The sequence below is a fragment of the Bathymodiolus japonicus methanotrophic gill symbiont genome, from assembly GCF_019721995.1.
In the GTDB taxonomy this organism is placed as follows: Bacteria; Pseudomonadota; Gammaproteobacteria; order Methylococcales; family Methylomonadaceae; genus Methyloprofundus.
In genome coordinates this window covers 94,749-112,273 of record NZ_BLYC01000003.1, presented here as the reverse complement: position 1 = coordinate 112,273, position 17,525 = coordinate 94,749, and the positions used below count along the sequence as shown (strand labels likewise).

At 42.9% G+C, this 17,525-nt stretch carries 26 protein-coding genes and 2 pseudogenes; 13 read left to right on the top strand and 15 right to left on the bottom strand.

Annotated features, from left to right (window positions below):
- Positions 1–22 precede the first annotated feature (22 nt).
- The 3 genes from K6984_RS36005 to K6984_RS05565 form a co-directional block, all read right to left on the bottom strand.
- Entirely contained in the window at positions 23–94 is a 72-nt protein-coding gene (locus K6984_RS36005) for a hypothetical protein (protein ID WP_476693187.1), read from the bottom strand.
- Positions 95–131: 37 nt separating this feature from the next.
- Positions 132–284, bottom strand: a complete 153-nt coding sequence (locus K6984_RS05570) for a hypothetical protein (RefSeq protein ID WP_221894603.1) — start codon at positions 282–284, stop codon at positions 132–134.
- 249 nt (positions 285–533) lie between these two features.
- Entirely contained in the window at positions 534–701 is a 168-nt protein-coding gene (locus tag K6984_RS05565; RefSeq protein WP_221894602.1) for a hypothetical protein, read from the bottom strand.
- A gap of 12 nt (positions 702–713) precedes the next feature.
- Between K6984_RS05565 and K6984_RS30640 the strand changes: the two genes are divergently transcribed.
- Positions 714–896 carry a hypothetical protein gene (locus K6984_RS30640; RefSeq protein WP_230987923.1) on the top strand — a complete coding sequence of 61 codons (183 nt, stop codon included), beginning with the start codon at positions 714–716 and terminating at the stop codon, positions 894–896.
- Between the two features lie 14 nt (positions 897–910).
- Here the strand turns inward: K6984_RS30640 and K6984_RS36000 are convergent.
- The 3 genes and pseudogenes from K6984_RS36000 to tnpC all read right to left on the bottom strand — a co-directional run.
- Positions 911–1,096 (bottom strand): annotated as a pseudogene (locus tag K6984_RS36000) (transposase); the annotation flags it as partial.
- Between the two features lie 76 nt (positions 1,097–1,172).
- Positions 1,173–1,658 carry an acetyltransferase gene (locus K6984_RS05555; RefSeq protein ID WP_221894600.1) on the bottom strand — a complete coding sequence of 162 codons (486 nt, stop codon included), beginning with the start codon at positions 1,656–1,658 and terminating at the stop codon, positions 1,173–1,175.
- A 112-nt stretch (positions 1,659–1,770) separates the two neighbouring features.
- A pseudogene (tnpC, locus tag K6984_RS05550) lies at positions 1,771–3,229 on the bottom strand (IS66 family transposase).
- A gap of 314 nt (positions 3,230–3,543) precedes the next feature.
- Here tnpC and K6984_RS05545 point away from each other — a divergent pair.
- Complete coding sequence (locus K6984_RS05545) at positions 3,544–3,741, top strand: hypothetical protein (protein ID WP_221894599.1); 198 nt, start codon at positions 3,544–3,546, stop codon at positions 3,739–3,741.
- A gap of 17 nt (positions 3,742–3,758) precedes the next feature.
- Here K6984_RS05545 and K6984_RS05540 read toward each other — a convergent pair whose 3' ends face one another.
- The 3 genes from K6984_RS05540 to K6984_RS05530 form a co-directional block, all read right to left on the bottom strand.
- The gene (locus K6984_RS05540; protein ID WP_221894598.1) at positions 3,759–3,923 is read right to left on the bottom strand and encodes a hypothetical protein; all 165 of its coding nucleotides are present in this window, start codon (positions 3,921–3,923) and stop codon (positions 3,759–3,761) included.
- Positions 3,924–4,136, bottom strand: coding sequence for a hypothetical protein (locus K6984_RS05535; protein ID WP_221894597.1), 213 nt, complete (start codon positions 4,134–4,136; stop codon positions 3,924–3,926). It abuts the gene before it with no gap.
- 486 nt (positions 4,137–4,622) lie between these two features.
- Positions 4,623–4,859: a hypothetical protein gene (locus K6984_RS05530; RefSeq protein WP_221894596.1), complete on the bottom strand. Its 237-nt coding sequence runs from the start codon at positions 4,857–4,859 to the stop codon at positions 4,623–4,625.
- Between the two features lie 516 nt (positions 4,860–5,375).
- Here K6984_RS05530 and K6984_RS05525 point away from each other — a divergent pair.
- The 3 genes from K6984_RS05525 (at position 5,376) to glf (ending at position 8,556) form a co-directional block, all read left to right on the top strand.
- A complete protein-coding gene (locus tag K6984_RS05525) occupies positions 5,376–5,567 on the top strand; it encodes a hypothetical protein (protein WP_221894595.1) in 192 nt (63 codons plus the stop codon).
- A 762-nt stretch (positions 5,568–6,329) separates the two neighbouring features.
- On the top strand, positions 6,330–6,554 hold the full coding sequence (locus tag K6984_RS05520) for a hypothetical protein (protein WP_221894594.1): 225 nt from the start codon (positions 6,330–6,332) through the stop codon (positions 6,552–6,554).
- Between the two features lie 847 nt (positions 6,555–7,401).
- Positions 7,402–8,556 carry a UDP-galactopyranose mutase gene (gene glf, locus K6984_RS05515; RefSeq protein WP_221894593.1) on the top strand — a complete coding sequence of 385 codons (1,155 nt, stop codon included), beginning with the start codon at positions 7,402–7,404 and terminating at the stop codon, positions 8,554–8,556.
- Positions 8,557–8,794: 238 nt separating this feature from the next.
- Here glf and K6984_RS32665 read toward each other — a convergent pair whose 3' ends face one another.
- Positions 8,795–8,923, bottom strand: coding sequence for a hypothetical protein (locus tag K6984_RS32665; RefSeq protein WP_263458596.1), 129 nt, complete (start codon positions 8,921–8,923; stop codon positions 8,795–8,797).
- A gap of 250 nt (positions 8,924–9,173) precedes the next feature.
- On the opposite strand from K6984_RS32665, the gene K6984_RS05510 reads away from it, so the two are divergent.
- From K6984_RS05510 to K6984_RS05500, 3 genes are read left to right on the top strand one after another with little or no spacing between them, the layout of a single operon-like run.
- Positions 9,174–9,677, top strand: a complete 504-nt coding sequence (locus K6984_RS05510; protein ID WP_221894592.1) for a hypothetical protein — start codon at positions 9,174–9,176, stop codon at positions 9,675–9,677.
- 20 nt (positions 9,678–9,697) lie between these two features.
- The gene (locus K6984_RS05505; RefSeq protein ID WP_221894591.1) at positions 9,698–9,925 is read left to right on the top strand and encodes a hypothetical protein; all 228 of its coding nucleotides are present in this window, start codon (positions 9,698–9,700) and stop codon (positions 9,923–9,925) included.
- Positions 9,841–10,527: a transposase gene (locus K6984_RS05500; RefSeq protein WP_221894590.1), complete on the top strand. Its 687-nt coding sequence runs from the start codon at positions 9,841–9,843 to the stop codon at positions 10,525–10,527. The genes K6984_RS05505 and K6984_RS05500 overlap by 85 nt, the downstream gene beginning before the upstream one ends.
- On the opposite strand, the gene K6984_RS05495 is transcribed toward K6984_RS05500, so the two are convergent.
- Positions 10,437–10,985, bottom strand: coding sequence for a hypothetical protein (locus K6984_RS05495; RefSeq protein WP_221894589.1), 549 nt, complete (start codon positions 10,983–10,985; stop codon positions 10,437–10,439). The two genes, K6984_RS05500 and K6984_RS05495, sit on opposite strands and share 91 nt — an antisense overlap.
- A 1-nt stretch (position 10,986) precedes the next feature.
- Positions 10,987–12,123 carry a transposase gene (locus tag K6984_RS05490; protein WP_221894588.1) on the bottom strand — a complete coding sequence of 379 codons (1,137 nt, stop codon included), beginning with the start codon at positions 12,121–12,123 and terminating at the stop codon, positions 10,987–10,989.
- Positions 12,124–12,262: 139 nt separating this feature from the next.
- Between K6984_RS05490 and K6984_RS05485 the strand changes: the two genes are divergently transcribed.
- Together K6984_RS05485 and K6984_RS05480 are read left to right on the top strand one after the other, a co-directional pair.
- Positions 12,263–12,571 (top strand): hypothetical protein, encoded by a 309-nt coding sequence (locus tag K6984_RS05485; protein ID WP_221894587.1) that lies wholly within the window; start codon positions 12,263–12,265, stop codon positions 12,569–12,571.
- A gap of 251 nt (positions 12,572–12,822) precedes the next feature.
- Positions 12,823–13,947, top strand: coding sequence for an acyltransferase family protein (locus K6984_RS05480; protein WP_221894586.1), 1,125 nt, complete (start codon positions 12,823–12,825; stop codon positions 13,945–13,947).
- Between the two features lie 112 nt (positions 13,948–14,059).
- Here K6984_RS05480 and K6984_RS05475 read toward each other — a convergent pair whose 3' ends face one another.
- Positions 14,060–14,266: a hypothetical protein gene (locus K6984_RS05475; RefSeq protein WP_221894585.1), complete on the bottom strand. Its 207-nt coding sequence runs from the start codon at positions 14,264–14,266 to the stop codon at positions 14,060–14,062.
- Positions 14,267–14,372: 106 nt separating this feature from the next.
- Between K6984_RS05475 and K6984_RS05470 the strand changes: the two genes are divergently transcribed.
- Positions 14,373–14,951 (top strand): transposase, encoded by a 579-nt coding sequence (locus tag K6984_RS05470; protein WP_221894584.1) that lies wholly within the window; start codon positions 14,373–14,375, stop codon positions 14,949–14,951.
- Here the strand turns inward: K6984_RS05470 and K6984_RS05465 are convergent.
- Together K6984_RS05465 and K6984_RS32660 are read right to left on the bottom strand one after the other, a co-directional pair.
- Positions 14,840–15,067, bottom strand: a complete 228-nt coding sequence (locus K6984_RS05465) for a hypothetical protein (protein WP_221894583.1) — start codon at positions 15,065–15,067, stop codon at positions 14,840–14,842. The two genes, K6984_RS05470 and K6984_RS05465, sit on opposite strands and share 112 nt — an antisense overlap.
- 27 nt (positions 15,068–15,094) lie before the next feature.
- Positions 15,095–15,223: a hypothetical protein gene (locus tag K6984_RS32660; RefSeq protein ID WP_263458596.1), complete on the bottom strand. Its 129-nt coding sequence runs from the start codon at positions 15,221–15,223 to the stop codon at positions 15,095–15,097.
- Between K6984_RS32660 and K6984_RS05460 the strand changes: the two genes are divergently transcribed.
- Together K6984_RS05460 and K6984_RS05455 are read left to right on the top strand one after the other, a co-directional pair.
- Positions 15,187–16,074 carry a transposase gene (locus K6984_RS05460; protein ID WP_230987922.1) on the top strand — a complete coding sequence of 296 codons (888 nt, stop codon included), beginning with the start codon at positions 15,187–15,189 and terminating at the stop codon, positions 16,072–16,074. The two genes, K6984_RS32660 and K6984_RS05460, sit on opposite strands and share 37 nt — an antisense overlap.
- A 137-nt stretch (positions 16,075–16,211) precedes the next feature.
- A complete protein-coding gene (locus tag K6984_RS05455; RefSeq protein WP_221894582.1) occupies positions 16,212–17,510 on the top strand; it encodes a transposase in 1,299 nt (432 codons plus the stop codon).
- Positions 17,511–17,525 lie beyond the last annotated feature (15 nt).

Sequence of the window (17,525 nt, the reverse complement as noted above, 5' to 3'; positions counted from 1 at the left end):
AGATTCTATCTTAAATGCTGGTCTAGTTTTTGGGGATCATTATATTAATACCTGATTTTTTCAATTCTTTAGAGATACGACGTGACCCATAGATTTTTCTGTTTCCTTCAAAAATATCGCGTACTTTAATATCAAATGCCTCTCTTTTCCTGCGCTGTCAGCCCCGGACGGGCTGATAGTCTCCAGAAGGCGCAGGGAAATTTGCCAATCCGAAGTGCGCGATAGCGCGCGAGGTAGGCTGAAATTTTATCCCGAATAGCCGTAGAGCCATTTGTGGTAGCCATGACTGAGCTGCTTTGTGCTCAGTCTGTGGCGGACGCAGGGCGGCTGGAGCATCTCCTATTCGCTGCGTAGGTGAACGAATTACGGCGACAGGAGTCCCGTAATTTCGTGAGGTAGCATGGCGCGCCTGGCTTTATCTGTCATTTCAGGTTGTCGATTCCACGCATAAAAAGCACTGGTACTCACTCTCATAACGCGACATAACGCCGTAACAGGGTAGGTCTTCTGTTGCTCTCGAATAAAAACATACTTTATTCGACTTCTTTCGCAAAGAAGACCGCTGCCTTCGCTGTCAGCCCCGGACGGGCTGATAGTCTCCAGAAGGCGCAGGGAAATTTGCCAATCCGAAGTGCGCGATAGCGCGCGAGGGAGGCTAAAATTTTATCCCGAATAGCCGTAGAGCCATTTGAGGTAGCCATGACTGAGCTGCTTTGTGCTCAGTCTGTGGCGGACGCAGGGCGGCTGGAGCATCTCCTATTCGCTGCGTAGGTGAACGAATTACGGCGACAGGAGTCCCGGAATTTCGTGAGGTAGCATGGCGCGCCTGTTTTAATATTTCGCGCTCCAAACGCAATTGCTCAACTTCCTTACGTAACCTGACTAATTCGGTTTGACCATATAAGTTAGGCGTTGATTTTGCTTCAACTGCTGGGCCTCGTTCTGCTCTAACCCAGCGCCTAATCGTACTTAAGGAGACGCCCAAGCTGTCTGCGGCTTGTTGCTGGGTATATCCTTTCTTAATAACTAATTTGGCTGCATCTTGTTTGAATTCAAGACTATATACAGGTCTTTTTGGTTTAGTTTGCTTACTCATATTCACCTCTAATGATATTATAAATCTGTCTTTAGAAGTGTCCTGTTTTATTAAACCATTTCAACTAGCTATAGTCCTATTGATTTTTAACAACAAGTAGCTTTTCTTTAAACCTGTAAAAAACAGTCGTTTTATCACTAACGTTTTTGTCTATTACCATTCCTGCAGCGATTTCATTATTTGAGCCTATACTGATATGCGGAATTGTGACGCTATTAATTCCAAACATATTTTCATTACCCACTTTGCTAAAACCCGAAAAACATACATTAGGTGCGATAACATTATAAGCACCGATTGTAGTATCGTGCGCAATACTTGCGCGGGAATTTATAAGATTAAACTCACCGAGTTTGACATTAGGTCCAATATTTACATTTGGCGCAATAACCGAGCCCTTCCCTATATTTGCTGTCCTGGAAATAAAAGTAGTCGGACGGATAAATGTGTAAAATTCAGCACCTTGCATTAAGAAAGACTCGATGATAGTGCGTCTATGTTTAACCGTCGCTATTGCAATAATGTATTGACATGCAGGGTCAATTTTATGATCCTTAATCACCCCTAATAAAGGTGAACTAAATTGATATCGGTCATACGTTTCAGGGTAATCCGCTAAATAACCCTGGATATTAATTCGTAACTACTCAGCGAAGCTGAGTAGTTCAATGAAATTATAAAGCAAATTCAGGTAACTTTCCCTCAAAGACCAAGTCATTGCCTGAGTTGCACTTAGACCTTGTTTACGGCACGTTGATAAATACCCTCTGACACGACAAAATATCTCTGCACCCTTGGTGCTACGAAAGCAGCCGGATATTTTCTGTTGAACCTTGGTCATCCGAATCGAATTTTCTGCGGCATTATTGGTAAATGGCACCCAGGTATTTGTCATGAAGCGCAAGACATCCTCTTCATAATTAATCAGCCTTTCCAGTAAGTTTCTAGCTTTACTGCGTTTTATTCGCTCCCGTTTTACTTCTTTAGGCTTATCGGGTGGTGGGCATTCGATCTCCGCTTTGCCAAGTAATTCTCTGTATTGTACCTTCCATCGCTGAAAATCCTGGAAACGGAGCTTTAGCGAAGTGAAGATTTTTAGTCCGCGATAGCCGTAGGGCCTTTTATTTTGTCTCCACCTTCGCTAACGCTCAGACTCCGACAAAATAACGGCCCTACGGCTATCGCGGACTAAAAATCATCACTTCGCTTAGGCTCCGTTTCCCTGATTTTCAGCGGATGTGCATTACAAAGCGAATGAGTACAATCATATTTATAGTAGGGCTTCCAATGATCATGACATAAAATCCCATGAAAATGGGGTAAAATACCAATGTCATTCATTGCCTCTGTGCCACGTTTGGCATGGGGAAAGAAGTGTGTCCACTGAACATTGGAGGCCCCATGTAGCCAATGGCGCTTACCATTAATATTAATGCCTGTTTCATCCGCATGAATGCACGCTGATTCGACTAAGTGTTCTTTACTGATAGTTTCAAACCCAGCCAACTTCTCATAGGCCAGTTCATTGAAATTATAGATAGAGCCTTCACTAATCGGCATACCTAATTGATCAGCGAAATACTCCTGTATTCGGTTGTAGGGCAATAACTGATATTGCGAAAGATAAACCACATGGGCTTTTATCCCATTACCATATTGCGCAGCCTTAGTAACCTCATCTGGAAAAGGAGCGATAAAACACTGCCCTTTTTCATTTATCAACCGTTGCGCCTGGTATTCTGTCACTACCCTTGAGATATCAATATCGAATACCTGGCGTGTTTCAAAGCCATCTGCCGTGTATCGCCCTTTTGGCAAGGTACGGCGATCAATGGTAATGATCTCGATTTCATCCGGGTCATCTATTTTTTGAAGTGTCGTGCCGACATGCGATTTTTGTCCGCCAGAAGGCTTATCTGATTTTTTTCGATTCCCTTTTTTACGGTTGGGATCACTTGCAGGTGGTTTACTGCTATTTTTGCTGTTCAGTGTCACTCGATTGAGTAATACCGTGACTAATAATAGAATCACTTCCAGTGCTGATTTTAGCGCAGGCGATATATCACGCTCAGTTTCAAGTAACTGTTTGGCATGACTGATTGCGGAATCAACATCGATGAAGTCTATTTTCAAAGGGTAACCTGTATTGCTTTAAGGACAGGCTTATTATCTCATGGGTTTTAAATCCCGAATTTTCCTTGTTTTAAGCGATTGTAAGGCGAGTAAAAAAGTTCTTCGAGGTCGTAGATGTTTAAGGGGACATTTTGTGATGACTATAGCGATAGAAGCAATAAAGCGTGGATTAATCGACTGTTGGGCAGTTTACTAAAAATCACAAAAACCAGACTAAAACCCTGTCAAGAACTTTTTTAATTATTCAGGCGCTCCATGCTACCTCACAACATTCTGGGACTCCTGTCACCAACATTCATTCGCCTACGCAGCGAATGGGAGATGCCCTGGTCGCCCTGCGTCCGTCTCAACTACTCAACTACGCACAAAACCCTGCTCAGTTAAGTCTACCTCAAATGGCTGGACGGCTATTCGGAATGCAATTCTTGCCTCCCTCGTGCGCTACTAGCGCACTTCGGATCAGCGAATTGCCCTGTCGCCTACCAGAGACTAAAAATCATCACTCCGCTTAGGCTCCGTTTCCCTGATTTTAAGCGTACGCTGAGTAGTTACAAATACGTTTTGTAGACTTAGATCGTGCTCGGTCTGATTCATCAAAGGCCAACACACCTTCAGTAATGCCATAACGTTTTAAAATTAAGACCACACTCACCCGTAGCAACCAGTCCCAGGGTATACTTGCTTTACGAAACACCTAGGATAATGCGGCTACTTTGCAATCTCCAAGGCATGCTCGCTCAAACTTAGCCCAGCAAACAGAGTTCATTAGCAGTATGCCCGTTAAACAAGTGCCCAACCAAGCGGCTTGAATCCGTGTCAAAGCGGCTCCGGGTTTTAGCTGATTGAGCGCATCATTTAAATCGTCAATATAGCTTTGGATAAAGGTGGCTGGGGCATTCATTAACATGGGCTTACACCGATAAAATTACAACAACCTCAGAATACCTGATTTTACCTTCTCAATATCAAAAACTTGAACATCGAGTATAAACATGGCAAAACCACCTAAAATAAACCTCGATACACCAGCATTGTGTATTTCAGCTACTCAATAATTGGGAAGCTTCAGTTTATATTTATATACCATTGTATTAGTCATTTTCTCATCGGCTGTAGCCAACCAATACCTGGCAATCTGTATCGTCGCAATATCCATGCACTGGAATTTAATGTATGCACTGTATAGTATCGCCGGAACGCTTTATCTTTTAGCGTCAGGTGACGGCTTACACATTAAATTCTTTCAGGACTACCTAGGCAGTAATGGCAATACCAGTGTCATAGGCTATCAAGAGCTTATTTTCCTATTATTTCTCGGGCTGCTTGTACAATTAATAAGTAAAGAAAACCAGAACCGCTTGTTAGTCCTGTTTAAAAAACAGTTCAAAAGTCATCAGTGTTCCCCTATCAATTGAGGCCGTGAAACTAACCTCGCCACAAGAGAGCTCATAAAGCACTGTAAAGACATTCCTGTTATTATTGCGTTTTGAACTGCCCGAATGGTATACGAGCTGATACGAGATATTCTTGCCTGGAAAAATAATGGGTTCACAAAACGATCTCGTTTTTGAGACCTGTTGCTGCCTATCTCCAGAGCCTCGCTATATATTTTTATCCGATGGAGAATCAATTCTGGCTGTTGTGTTTTTTGAAATCTATTTCAAAACACGCGCCATTAAATTATAGCTCATTGCAGTCAGGCGCATTGATTTTCAAGTGAGGCGGTATCGGAAGACCAAGCATTTAGTTTCCTTGAAATTACTTTTATGTTATTGAAGTCTTTTCAATCGTCCATCGCTGGAAAGACAGCCATGGCAATGGGTTCCAGGGCTAATAGTCATGGCAAGGTGGTCACAAACCGTGCAGTTTTCCTGGTTTTGACACCGGTAACCCACCACGTTAAATTTGATGCCCTGTTTCGTACACACTGTATGATTCAACTCCTGTATTGATTCTGCTGGGGAGTCAAAAGGGATAGGACTCAACAGAGCGCAATGAATTTTCTTTACTCGATGTCAAGTTTTTGATATGAGAAGGTAACAATCAAGGTCATTCTGAGGTTGTTGTAATTTTTATCGGTGGGTTAAGCCCATGTGTTAATGAATGCCACAGCCACCTTTATCCCAAAGCTATATTGACGATTTAAATGAGCGCTCAATCAGCTAAAACCCGGAGCCGCTTTGACACGGATTTAAAAGCCGCTTGGTTGGGCACTTGTTTAACGGGCATACTGCTAATGAACTCTGTTGCTGGGCTAAGTTTGAGCGAGCAAGCCTTGGAGATTGCAAATAGCCGCAGTATCCTGGGGGTTCTCGTAAAGCAAAAGTATAACCTGTGACTGGTTGCTACGGGGAGTGTGGTCTTAATTTTTAAAACGTATGGCATTACTGAATGGTGTGTGTGGCTTTGATGAATCAGACCGAGGCACGATCCTAAGTGACAAACGTATGTATAAGGTTTACAAGCAGATAACACAAAAGGCTCCGGGGGTATGTTAATGTACAACGATCGTATTATTACTGCTAGTACCTCATCCATTACAGTGGCCTGTCGGTTTTTCGTTATATGCGGAGTCCAGCCTTAAGCAGGGGATAAAGAAGATAACGGTTGAAATAGCGGTATAGCAAAAAAAGTCGGATAGTAAGCCTGACGTGACAGTGCCTACCGACCAAAACAGAGATTGATTAGGCTTATTAAAAGAGTTTAAAAGTTGCGCATAGCCTGATTAAATTAAAGGCGTACTGGTGATGCGCTTATGGTGAAAAATCCTTTATGGACGAGCCGCCTAAAGAATTGGAGCTCGCAGGTGTATTAGCAATTACGTAAAAACCAAATATTGAATATAGAGGTAGAAATGAAGGTCAGTCGAGAGCTTACATTAATGCGATTAACAAAAGGCATTGCATCAGATAATGACGTGGACCGTGGCGGCAAAGAGACTAAAGTGACTGTCAGCAGTGACGATTGAAGGGAGTTATCACAGTAAAAAACGCCTTTGTCATTGCCTTAAAATGTATGACGTGAAAACGACTACGCGATTTAGTGGGGACAGGACCTGACTTGGCGCACACAAGATAATGATGCAAGCCTATACGTTGAGATGGCCTTGATTGAGGTTTTCTTTGAGGACTGGAAGCTTTATGAAGGATGGGCGGCGTTGAGGCCAAAACAATTAGATGAGAGGGATCAAAGCCGTGGCCTGGGTTCTGAGTCTTTGTTTGATCATTGCCTTCTCCTTCACCCGATGGGCCCCAAAATAGCCCGCATTGAAAGCAAACTACCTGAGTATCCGTGTAGGAAGCTTTACAGCGCAAGTCTCAAATGATTACTGCTTTGAGGTTCATCCACGTCATTGCTAGGAGTTTCCAGAATCCTGGTGATAAGCGAAAAAGAGTTAGGTGAATTAATAAAGGACGTGTGGTTTCAACTGATCATCAGGAAAGAATATGACTGGCAGAATGTTAGGGCGCTTAGGCTCCAACAGCATCATTAACGTATTGTTCTGGGTGAAGGTAAGAGTTTGATGGCAAATGGGGACGGAAAAACTTGAACACGAGTAACCAGGGCACGTTCCATACCTTTTAGTGCCCAGTGTTGGTGAATAGTTCAGGAGTGGTAGGTTCTTTAAGCATGGTGATATCCGTTATGAGCTGATTAAAACGGAAATTTTAGCAGAATTTTTTCGGCAATTGCAAGCTTTATTGAAATATTTGTGTTTTACGGTGCCTACAGAGTGTCTTTTGCTGTTATAAGTGATTAAAATCAAAAAGATGGAAATATTCGAGTGGTGCTACCTTCAGGTAGGTTATAGGCTGCTTTGTTTAGGTACTTCTTCTTTCAATGGGAACACTGATGTCAAAAGTACAAAAAATGCAATCATGGCGCAAATAAGATCACCGTGGTGACATATAATGTTGGCTGGTGAAATTTTTGCGTAGGCTGGGTTGAGGTACGAAACCCAGCAAAGTAAAGCTGGGATTACGCAAGCGCAGCACCTATTGTGGATAGAGAACTATAATTTTTCAAATCAGTTTCTTATGAAACATCATAACCAATAAACTAGAATAGGTGTTGCGCAAGCTTCATCCCAGCCTACGGCTTGTAACTTTTTATCGGATAATATCTATACTTAGATATATAATATCTGTTTTTTTACTTACGCCTTCCTGTCTATGTTCGACACCATTATTATTGGCGCTGGCTTTGCTGGCGCTGTTCTTGCGGAACGCCTGGCTACTCAGCGGCAGCAACGTATTCTAGTTATTGACAAGCGTCAGCATATCGGCGGCAACTGTTATGATCGCTTTGACGATCACGGGGTTTTAATCCATCAATACGGCCCGCATTTATTTCATACCGACAATAAAGACGTGTTTGATTATCTTAGCCAGTTTACTCAATGGCAACCTTATCAGCATGAAGTTTTAGCCTTTATCGATGGACAGAAGGTGCCTGTGCCGTTTAACCTGAATAGCCTGCACAGCTTATTACCTGCCTCACTTGCCGATTCCCTGGAGCTAAAGCTGATAGACCACTTTGGCTATGGGGTAAAAGTGCCTATTCTGGAGCTGCGTAATGTTGATGATAAAGAATTAAAGTTTCTTGCTGATTTTATTTATGAAAAGATCTTCGTCAATTACACGGCGAAGCAATGGGGCAAAAATCCCGAGGATATTTCGCCCGAAGTCACTGGACGCGTGCCGGTGCATATTTCCCGTGATAACCGCTATTTTCAGGATAAGTATCAGGCGATTCCTGCGCAAGGCTATGCCCGGGTGTTTCAAAATATGCTCAACCATCCGAATATCAGCGTCATGTTAAATACTGATTTTAAGGATGTGTTCAAGCTTGACTTTGATACCACCAAGATGCAGTTTATGCAGAGCGAATTTACTGGTCAGTTGATTTACACCGGGCTTATTGATGAGTTATTTAACAGTCATTTTGGTGAGCTTCCTTATCGCTCGCTGGCGTTTAAGTTTGAACATCTGCCCGTAGATCAGTTTCAGGATAAAACTACGATTAATTATCCTAATGATTATGATTTTACCCGCATCACCGAGTTTAAGCATATTAATCAGCAGATTGTACCTGGCACGACCATTGTTAAAGAGTTTCCTCAGGCCTTTGAGCGCGATAACCCGAAAAAGAATATCCCTTATTACCCTATTTTTACCGATGAAAACAAGCTGAAACTGGATCGCTATCTAGCCTTTGCCGAGCAATTTGAAAATATTACTTTAGTCGGGCGTTTAGCTGAAAATCGCTATTATGATATGGATGATATTGTTGCCCGGGCTTTGCAGGTGTTTAATGATATGCATTAACTTCGCCAACCTCGTTCCTAAACTCTGTTTGGGAATGCATGTTTTGTAAGCCCTGCTTACCATCGCACTCACAGCAGAGCTACCACAGTCGCTGAAAATCAGGGAAACGGAGCCTAAGCGAAGTGATGATTTTTAGTCCGCGATAGCCGTAGGGCCGTTATTTTGTCGGAGTCTGAGCGTTAGCGAAGGTGGAGACAAAATGAAAGGCCATCCGACACGGCGTCAAGTCATTTGGAGCCTATGTTCCGACCCCTTGTTGGGTCGGGACGAGGTGACGAGGACGAATCGGGGCCGCCGGAGGCATAAGTGGTCGCGTTAAGTTTTTGCTGCTTGCTTGGGCTGGGATGCCCAAAACAAGCTTTCGCAAAAATAGCGACTCCCCGACATCAGTGTTCCCATTGAAAGAAGAAGTACCTAAACAAAGCAGCCTATAACCTACCTGAAGGTAGCACCACTCGAATATTTCCATCTTTTTGATTTTAATCACTTATAACAGCAAATAGACACTCTGTAGGCACCGTAAAGAAACAACAAATAATTTCAAATAAAGCTTGCAATTGCCGAAAAAAATTTTCTAAAAATTTCCGTTTTAATCACCTCATAAACGGATATCACCCATGCTTAAAGACCTACCACTCTCTGAACATATTCACCAACACTGCAATGAAAGTATGGAACGTGCCCTGTTAGCAGAGCGTCATCCTTTGTGGGCTCGTTCATGCCCAGAGTTGAAGGATATCGACTTTATTCGCCTTGGGTTATTACGCTGTATCAGTGTAGTCGATAGTGGTCGCCATTTCCTCCAAACCAATGAACAGATTTATGGCCAGCTGCTTCCCCACTCAACGTATTTTAAATCACTGAAGTCGCATAGACGAACAAGTATGCTTGAGGCATTTGAACAGCAGAGCTATCATCTTCACGCTGAAACACTGCTGTCGCAAGGCATTGATTATCTTAAAGCATTCCCGGAACTTGACGAATACACCATAGAAGCAGCGGATGGACATTTTATTGATCATGCCTGCCATACTGAAAAAAACAGCAAGGGGAAAGTTTATGCGGCCGGGGGCAGGCGCGCCATGCTACCTCACGAAATTCAGGGACTCCTGTCGCCATAATTCGTTCACCTACGCAGCGGATGGGAGATGCCCTGAACGCCCTGCGTCCGCAACGACTACGCACAAAAGCCGCTTCGTCATTACTACCTCACTGGCTGGACGGCTATTCGGAATGCAATTCTTGCTCCTCTCGCGTGCTGCTAGCACACGTCGAATCAGCGAATTGCCCTGTCGCCTATCAGGGACTAAAAATCACCACTTCGCCAAGCTCCGTTTCCATGATTTTCAGCGGGGGATTTACGCGTTGAATCTCAGAGGTGGGTTGCTCAGATTTCTTTGTCTGGTGACAAACGGAACTCAGAGACATCAAGAAATACCTGTGTTACGAGATCATATTGAAAAGCAAAACAAGGGAAATAACAGCTCTCAGAAACATCTCTATGTCTACGATAAAGCCGTCACCGACTTTGTCTGGTGGGATCGGCAGAAACGACATGCTAATTACATGATTTCAATGCTAAAAGAAAATTCAATTGCGACTCTGGTTGAGTCTATCCCTTTTGACTCCCGCCATGAGATCAATACAGGGGTTGAAGCATACAGTGTGTACGAAAACAAGGGCATCAAATTTAACGTGGTGGATTACCGTGATCCAGAAACCGGAAAACTTCACCGGTTTGTGACAACCTTGCCAATGACTATTAACCCTGGAACCATTGCCATGCTGTATTTCAAGCGATGGACGATTGAAAAGACATTCAATAACACTAAAACTCGATGTTCAAGTTTTTCCATCCCATTGCCATCAAACTCTTACCTTCACCCAGCAGAACAATACTTTAATGATGCTGTTGGCCCTAAGCGCCCTAAATCTCTGCCAATCATATGTTTTCCTGATGGCATCAGTTGAAACACATCCTTTATTAATTCACCTAACTCTTTCAGCTTATCACCAGGATCTGGAAACTCTAGCAATGACGTGATGAACTCAAGCAGTACATCCATTTGAGACTTGCGCTGTAAGCTTCCTAGGGTATACGCAGGTAGTTTGCTTTCAATGCGGGCTATTTGCTCTGGGTGAAGGAGAAGGCAATGGTCAAACAAAAGACTCAAAATCAGGCCACGGCTTGATCCCTCTTCATCTAATTGTTTGGCCTCACGCCCCCATCCTTCATAAAGCTTCCAGTCCTCAAAGAAAACCTCAATCAGCCATCTCAACGTATAGGCTTGAATAATATCTTGTGTGCGCCAAGTCAGGTCTGTCGCCACTAAATAGCGATAGTAGTTTTCACCGTCATATTTTAAGGCAATGACAAAGCGTTTTTTACTGTGAGAACTCACCTTCAATCGTGCACTGCTGACAGTCACTTTAATCTCTTTGCCGCCACGTACACGCGCTGAAAATCATGGAAACGTAGCTTAGCGAAGTGGTGATTTTTAGTCCCTGATAGGCGACAGGGCAATTCGCTGATTCGACGTGTGCTAGCAGCACGCGAGAGGAGCAAGAATTGCATTCCGAATAGCCGTCCAGCCAGTGAGGTAGTAATGACGAAGCGGCTTTTGTGCGTAGTCGTTGCGGACGCAGGGCGTTCAGGGCATCTCCCATCCGCTGCGTAGGTGAGCGAATTATGGCGACAGGAGTCCCGGAATTTCGTGAGGTAGCATGGCGCGCCTGTATTATCTGATCAATGCCTTTGTTAATCGAATTAAAGTAGCTCTCGACTGACCTTATTCTACCTCTATATTCAATATTTTGGTTTTTACGTAATTGGCTAATCACCTGCGAGCCTCCAGATTCTTTAGCGGCTTCGTCCATAAAGGCTTTTTCACCATACAGCGCATCAGCCAGTACGCCTTTAATTTTAATCAGGCCATGCGCAACTTTAAACTCTTTTAATAAGCCTAATGCAATCTCTGTTTTGGTCGGGTAGGCACTGTCACGTTCAGGCTTAATAGGCCGGTCTTTTTTTGCTATACCGCTCTTTTTCAACCGTTTATCTTCTTTATCCCACTGCTTTAAGGCTGGATCCGGCATATAAAAGAAAAAACCGACAGGCACTGTAATGGATGAGGTAACTAGCAGCAATAATACTATCGTTTGTCCATTAACATACCCGCCGGAGCCTTTGTGTTTCTGCTTGTAAACCTTATAAATACGTTTTGTAGACTTAGATCGTGCTCGGTCTGATTCATCAAAGGCCAACACACCTTCAGTAATGCCATAACGTTTTAAAATTAAGACCACACTCACCCGTAGCAACCAGTCCCAGGGTATACTTGCTTTACGAAACACCCAGGATAATGCGGCTACTTTGCAATCTCCAAGGCTTGCTCGCTCAAACTTAGCCCAGCAAACAGAGTTCATTAGCAGTATGCCCGTTAAACAAGTGCCCAACCAAGCGGCTTGAATCCGTGTCAAAGCGGCTCCGGGTTTTAGCTGATTGAGCGCATCATTTAAATCGTCAATATAGCTTTGGATAAAGGTGGCTGGGGCATTCATTAACATGGGCTTACACCGATAAAATTACAACAACCTCAGAATACCTGATTTTACCTTCTCAATATCAAAAACTTGAACATCGAGTAAAAGTAATTTCAAGGAAACTAAAGCTTGGTCTTCCAATACCCGCTCACTTGAAAATCAAATGCGCCTGACTGCAATGAGCTATAATTTAATGCGCGTGTTTGAAGAGATTTCAAAAACACAACAGCCAGAATTGATTCATTCATCGGATAAAAAATATAGCGAGGCTCTGGAGATTAGGCAGCAACAGGCTCAAAAACGAGATCGTTTTGTGAATCCATTATTTTTCCAGGCAAGAATATCTCGTATCAGCTCGTATACCATTCGGGCAGTTCAAAACACAATAATAACAGGAATGTCTTTACAGTGCTTTATGAGCTTTCTTGTGGCGAGGTTAGTTTCACGGCCTCAATTGATAGGGGAACACTGATGATAATTTTCTTGATTCTTATAGTTTGTATGATTAATTTCTTATAGTTCCCACGGTCTCCGTGGGAATTCATACAGGAACGCTCTGCGTTCCGTGACTCGGAGCGTCACAGGCTGCATGCCCATGCTGGAGCATGGGAACGATAGATGAAGAAGAGAAATCAAAAGCTTTACCTTTCGTGTCTTTCGTGTCATTCGTGGTTTAATATTAATCCAGCTACATAAAAGCTTTGACGAAGGGGCGCTTACTTCTTGGCTACAGCTCCACACACACACACAGATTGGATAAGAATGAGCATGATCGCTAAACCAAAAAACAAACAGACGGCATTTGAAATATTTCGCGCACTGGCTGTGAGTATGGTGCTAGTCGGGCATTTCACGGATGCTGCGCAAGATATTCCGTTATTGGCTAAGAAAATAGGCTTTGCTTTTGGTTACTATGGCATACCTCTGTTCTTTATTATCAGTGGTTTTTTACTAACAGCCTCACTGGTATCAATTTTAAAAAATAAGCATTGCAGCTTTACAAAGGTTTGCGGTGTTTTTCTGGAAAAGCGCTTCTTAAGAATTTATCCCGCTTATCTGGTTTCTTTGATTATTTCAGCTATATATCTGGATTCTTCCGCATTTTATTTTTTAGTGCATTTTTTTAATGTGCATAATTTATTTGATGGCTATAACAGAAGTATTAATGTTGTATACTGGACCCTGGCGGTAGAATTCCAGTGGTATCTATTTGCGCCTTTATTAATCATGTTGTTTATAAAAAACACTATACAGGTGCAGGTTGCTTTATTAATGGTATTTATATTATTAAGCATAGTCTTGCGCCTTTATTTTTTTAATGAGTATCTGGATAATAAATATAGCCTAAGTAGCCTGGTTTGGGTTGGTAATGACCAGTTATATATACACCTATACAATTTTCTGATCGGTGTGGTTTTGTATCAGTTCAGAAACATAACAATAAAAATACATCTATCTCTGTTGCTTTTTTTAATGGCAGTGCTTTTTCTTATTGGCTATGTTGAGAGTGATCTGATTTCGGGTATTAATAATTATAATGAGCAGACTAGCCAATATAGGATATTATTAGGTTATGTTGCTATCCTTATTCTGGCCTTTATTGTATTTGCTTGTTTGCATGTTGAAATAAGTAGAGTACCTTATCAAGTCATTTCATTTATTTCGCTGGTTAGTTATAGTTTATATTTATACCACCTTCCTATACTGGGCTTTTTTAAGGCTTATAGTCTAGTGTGGTATATCTATTTACCTGTGTTTTTGTTCAGTTCTATTTTTATCGCAGCTTTATCGTACTATTTAATTGAGGCACCTTTTCTAAGATATTCTTCAAGTTTGAATCGGAGGTAGTTATCCTTACGCTTGTTAAGCGTTCGCTTAAAATCAGGGAAACGGAGCCTAAGCGGAGTGATGATTTTTAGTCCCTGGTAGGCGACAGGGCAATTCGCTGATCCGAAGTGCGCTAGTAGCGCGCGAGGGAGGCAAGAATTGCATTCCGAATAGCCGTCCAGCCATTTGAGGTAGTCTTAACGGAGCAGGGTTTTGTGCGTAGTTGAGACGGACGCAGGGCGACCAGGGCATCTCCCGTTCGCTGCGTAGGCGAATGAATGTTGGTGACAGGAGTCCCAGAATTTCGTGAGGTAGCATGGCGCGCCTGTTCTGGGGGCATATTCCGATAGGTCTATGAATAACTATAACTCGATGTTCAAGTTTTTGATATTGAGAAGGTAAAATCAGGTATTCTGAGGTTGTTGTAATTTTATCGGTGTAATCCCATGTTAATGAATGCCCCAGCCACCTTTATCCAAAGCTATATTGACGATTTAAATGATGCGCTCAATCAGCTAAAACCCGGAGCGGCTTTGACACGTATTCAAGCCGCTTGGTTGGGCGCTTGTTTAACGTGCATACTGCTAATGAACTCTGTTTGCTGGGCTAAGTTTGAGCGAGCAAGCCTTGGAGATTGCAAAGTAGCCGCATTATCCTGGGTGTTTCGTAAAGCAAGTATACCCTGGGACTGGTTGCTACGGGTGAGTGTGGTCTTAATTTTAAAACGTTATGGCATTACTGAAGGTGTGTTGGCCTTTGATGAATCAGACCGAGCACGATCTAAGTCTACAAAACGTATTTATAAGGTTTACAAGCAGAAACACAAAGGCTCCGGCGGGTATGTTAATGGACAAACGATAGTATTATTGCTGCTAGTTACCTCATCCATTACAGTGCCTGTCGGTTTTTTCTTTTATATGCCGGATCCAGCCTTAAAGCAGTGGGATAAAGAAGATAAACGGTTGAAAAAGAGCGGTATAGCAAAAAAAGATCGGCCTATTAAGCCTGAACGTGACAGTCGCTGAAAATCAGGGAAACGTAGCCTAAGCGAAGTGATGATTTTTAGTCCGCGATAGCCGTAGGGCCGTTGTTTTGTCGGAGTCTGAGCGTTAGCGAAGGTGGAGACAAAATAAAAGGCCATTCGACACGGCGTCAAGTCATTTGGAGCCTATGTTCCGACCCCTTGTTGGGTCGGGACGAGGTGACGAGGACGAATCGGGGCCGCCGGAGGCATAAGTGGTCGCGTTAAGTTTTTGCTGCTTGCTTGGGCTGGGATGCCCAAAACAAGCTTTCGCAAAAATAGCGACTCCCCGAGCCTACCCGACCAAAAAAGAGATTGCATTAGGCTTATTAAAAGAGTTTAAAGTTGCGCATAGCCTGATTAAAATTAAAGGCGTACTGGCTGATGCGCTGTATGGTGAAAAAGCCTTTATGGACGAAGCCGCTAAAGAATCTGGAGGCTCGCAGGTGATTAGCCAATTACGTAAAAACCAAAATATTGAATATAGAGGTAGAATAAGGTCAGTCGAGAGCTACTTTAATTCGATTAACAAAGGCATTGATCAGATAATACGTGTACGTGGCGGCAAAGAGATTAAAGTGACTGTCAGCAGTGCACGATTGAAGGTGAGCTCTCACAGTAAAAAAGGCTTTGTCATTGCCTTAAAATATGACGGTGAAAACGACTATCGCTATTTAGTGGCGACAGACCTGACTTGGCGCACACAAGATATTATTCAAGCCTATACGTTGAGATGGCTGATTGAGGTTTTCTTTGAGGACTTGAAGCTTTATGAAGGATGGGGGCGTGAGGTCAAACAATTAGATGAAGAGGGATCAAGCCGTGGCCTGATTCTGAGTCTTTTGTTTGACCATTGCCTTCTCCTTCACCCAGAGCAAATAGCCCGCATTGAAAGCAAACTACCTGCGTATACCGTAGGAAGCTTACAGCGCAAGTCTCAAATGGATGTACTGCTTGAGTTCATCACGTCATTGCTAGAGTTTCCAGATCCTGGTGATAAGCTGAAAGAGTTAGGTGAATTAATAAAGGATGTGTTTCAACTGATGCCATCAGGAAAACATATGATTGGCAGAGATTTAGGGCGCTTAGGGCCAACAGCATCATTAAAGTATTGTTCTGCTGGGTGAAGGTAAGAGTTTGATGGCAATGGGATGGAAAAACTTGAACATCGAGTTATAGGCTGCTTTGTTTAGGTACTTCTTCTTTCAATGGGAACACTGATGGAAAATTTCCGTTTTAATCACCTCATAAACGGATATCACCCATGCTTAAAGACCTACCACTCTCTGAACATATTCACCAACACTGCAATGAAAGTATGGAACGTGCCCTGTTAGCAGAGCGTCATCCTTTGTGGTCTCGTTCATGCCCAGAGTTGAAGGATATCGACTTTATTCGCCTTGGGTTATTACGCTGTATCAGTGTAGTCGATAGTGGTCGCCATTTCCTCCAAACCAATGAACAGATTTATGGCCAGCGGCTTCCCCACTCAACGTATTTTAAATCACTGAAGTCGCATAGACGAACAAGTATGCTTGAGGCATTTGAACAGCAGAGCTATCATCTTCACGCTGAAACACTGCTATCGCAAGGCATTGATTATCTTAAAGCATTCCCGGAACTTGACGAATACACCATAGAAGCAGCGGATGGACATTTTATTGATCATGCCTGCCATACTGAAAAAAACAGCAAGGGGAAAGTTTATGCGGCTGGGGGGATTTACGCGTTGAATCTCAGAAGTGGGTTGCTCAGATTTCTTTGTCTGGTGACAAACGGAACTCAGAGACATCAAGAAATACCTGTGTTACGAGATCATATTGAAAAGCAAAACAAGGGAAATAACAGCTCTCAGAAACATCTCTATGTCTACGATAAAGCCGTCACCGACTTTGTCTGGTGGGATCGGCAGAAACGACATGCTAATTACATGATTTCAATGCTAAAAGAAAATTCAATTGCGACTCTGGTTGAGTCTATCCCTTTTGACTCCCAGCATGAGATCAATACAGGAGTTGGAGCATACAGTGTGTACGAAAACAAGGGCATCAAATTTAACGTGGTGGATTACCGTGATCCAGAAACCGGAAAACTTCACCGGTTTGTGACAACCTTGCCAATGACTATTAACCCTGGAGCCAGTGCCATGCTATATTTCAAACGATGGACGATTGAAAAGACATTCAATATCACTAAAAGTAATTTCAAGGAAACTAAAGCTTGGTCTTCCAATACCCGCTCACTTGAAAATCAAATGCGCCTGACTGCAATGAGCTATAATTTAATGCGCGTGTTTGAAGAGATTTCAAAAACACAACAGCCAGAATTGATTCATCCATCGGATAAAAAATATAGCGAGGCTCTGGAGATAAGGCAGCAACAGGCCCAAAAACGAGATCGTTTTGTGAATCCATTATTTTTCCAGGCAAGAATATCTCGTATCAGCTCGTATACCATTCGAGCAGTTCAAAACGCAATAATAACAGGAGTGTCTTTACAGTGCTTTATGAGCTCTCTTGTGGCGAGGTTAGTTTCACGGCCTCAATTGATAGGGGAACACTGATGACAATACGAGCAT

Excerpts from the sequence above, each read along its gene's own strand:
- K6984_RS05485 (WP_221894587.1), top strand. The coding sequence starts at position 12,263 with ATGCGCCTGACTGCAATGAGCTATAATTTAATGCGCGTGTTTGAAGAG.
- K6984_RS05520 (WP_221894594.1), top strand. The coding sequence starts at position 6,330 with ATGGCCTTGATTGAGGTTTTCTTTGAGGACTGGAAGCTTTATGAAGGA.
- K6984_RS05455 (WP_221894582.1), top strand. The coding sequence starts at position 16,212 with ATGCTTAAAGACCTACCACTCTCTGAACATATTCACCAACACTGCAAT.
- K6984_RS05545 (WP_221894599.1), top strand. The coding sequence starts at position 3,544 with ATGGGAGATGCCCTGGTCGCCCTGCGTCCGTCTCAACTACTCAACTAC.
- K6984_RS05565 (WP_221894602.1), bottom strand. The coding sequence starts at position 701 with ATGGCTACCTCAAATGGCTCTACGGCTATTCGGGATAAAATTTTAGCC.
- glf (WP_221894593.1), top strand. The coding sequence starts at position 7,402 with ATGTTCGACACCATTATTATTGGCGCTGGCTTTGCTGGCGCTGTTCTT.
- K6984_RS05505 (WP_221894591.1), top strand. The coding sequence starts at position 9,698 with ATGGGAGATGCCCTGAACGCCCTGCGTCCGCAACGACTACGCACAAAA.
- K6984_RS05475 (WP_221894585.1), bottom strand. The coding sequence starts at position 14,266 with ATGCCCCCAGAACAGGCGCGCCATGCTACCTCACGAAATTCTGGGACT.
- K6984_RS05535 (WP_221894597.1), bottom strand. The coding sequence starts at position 4,136 with ATGTTAATGAATGCCCCAGCCACCTTTATCCAAAGCTATATTGACGAT.
- K6984_RS05465 (WP_221894583.1), bottom strand. The coding sequence starts at position 15,067 with ATGGCCTTTTATTTTGTCTCCACCTTCGCTAACGCTCAGACTCCGACA.
- K6984_RS05490 (WP_221894588.1), bottom strand. The coding sequence starts at position 12,123 with ATGTTAATGAATGCCCCAGCCACCTTTATCCAAAGCTATATTGACGAT.
- K6984_RS05570 (WP_221894603.1), bottom strand. The coding sequence starts at position 284 with ATGGCTACCACAAATGGCTCTACGGCTATTCGGGATAAAATTTCAGCC.
- K6984_RS05510 (WP_221894592.1), top strand. The coding sequence starts at position 9,174 with ATGCTTAAAGACCTACCACTCTCTGAACATATTCACCAACACTGCAAT.
- K6984_RS05470 (WP_221894584.1), top strand. The coding sequence starts at position 14,373 with ATGTTAATGAATGCCCCAGCCACCTTTATCCAAAGCTATATTGACGAT.
- K6984_RS05525 (WP_221894595.1), top strand. The coding sequence starts at position 5,376 with ATGAGCGCTCAATCAGCTAAAACCCGGAGCCGCTTTGACACGGATTTA.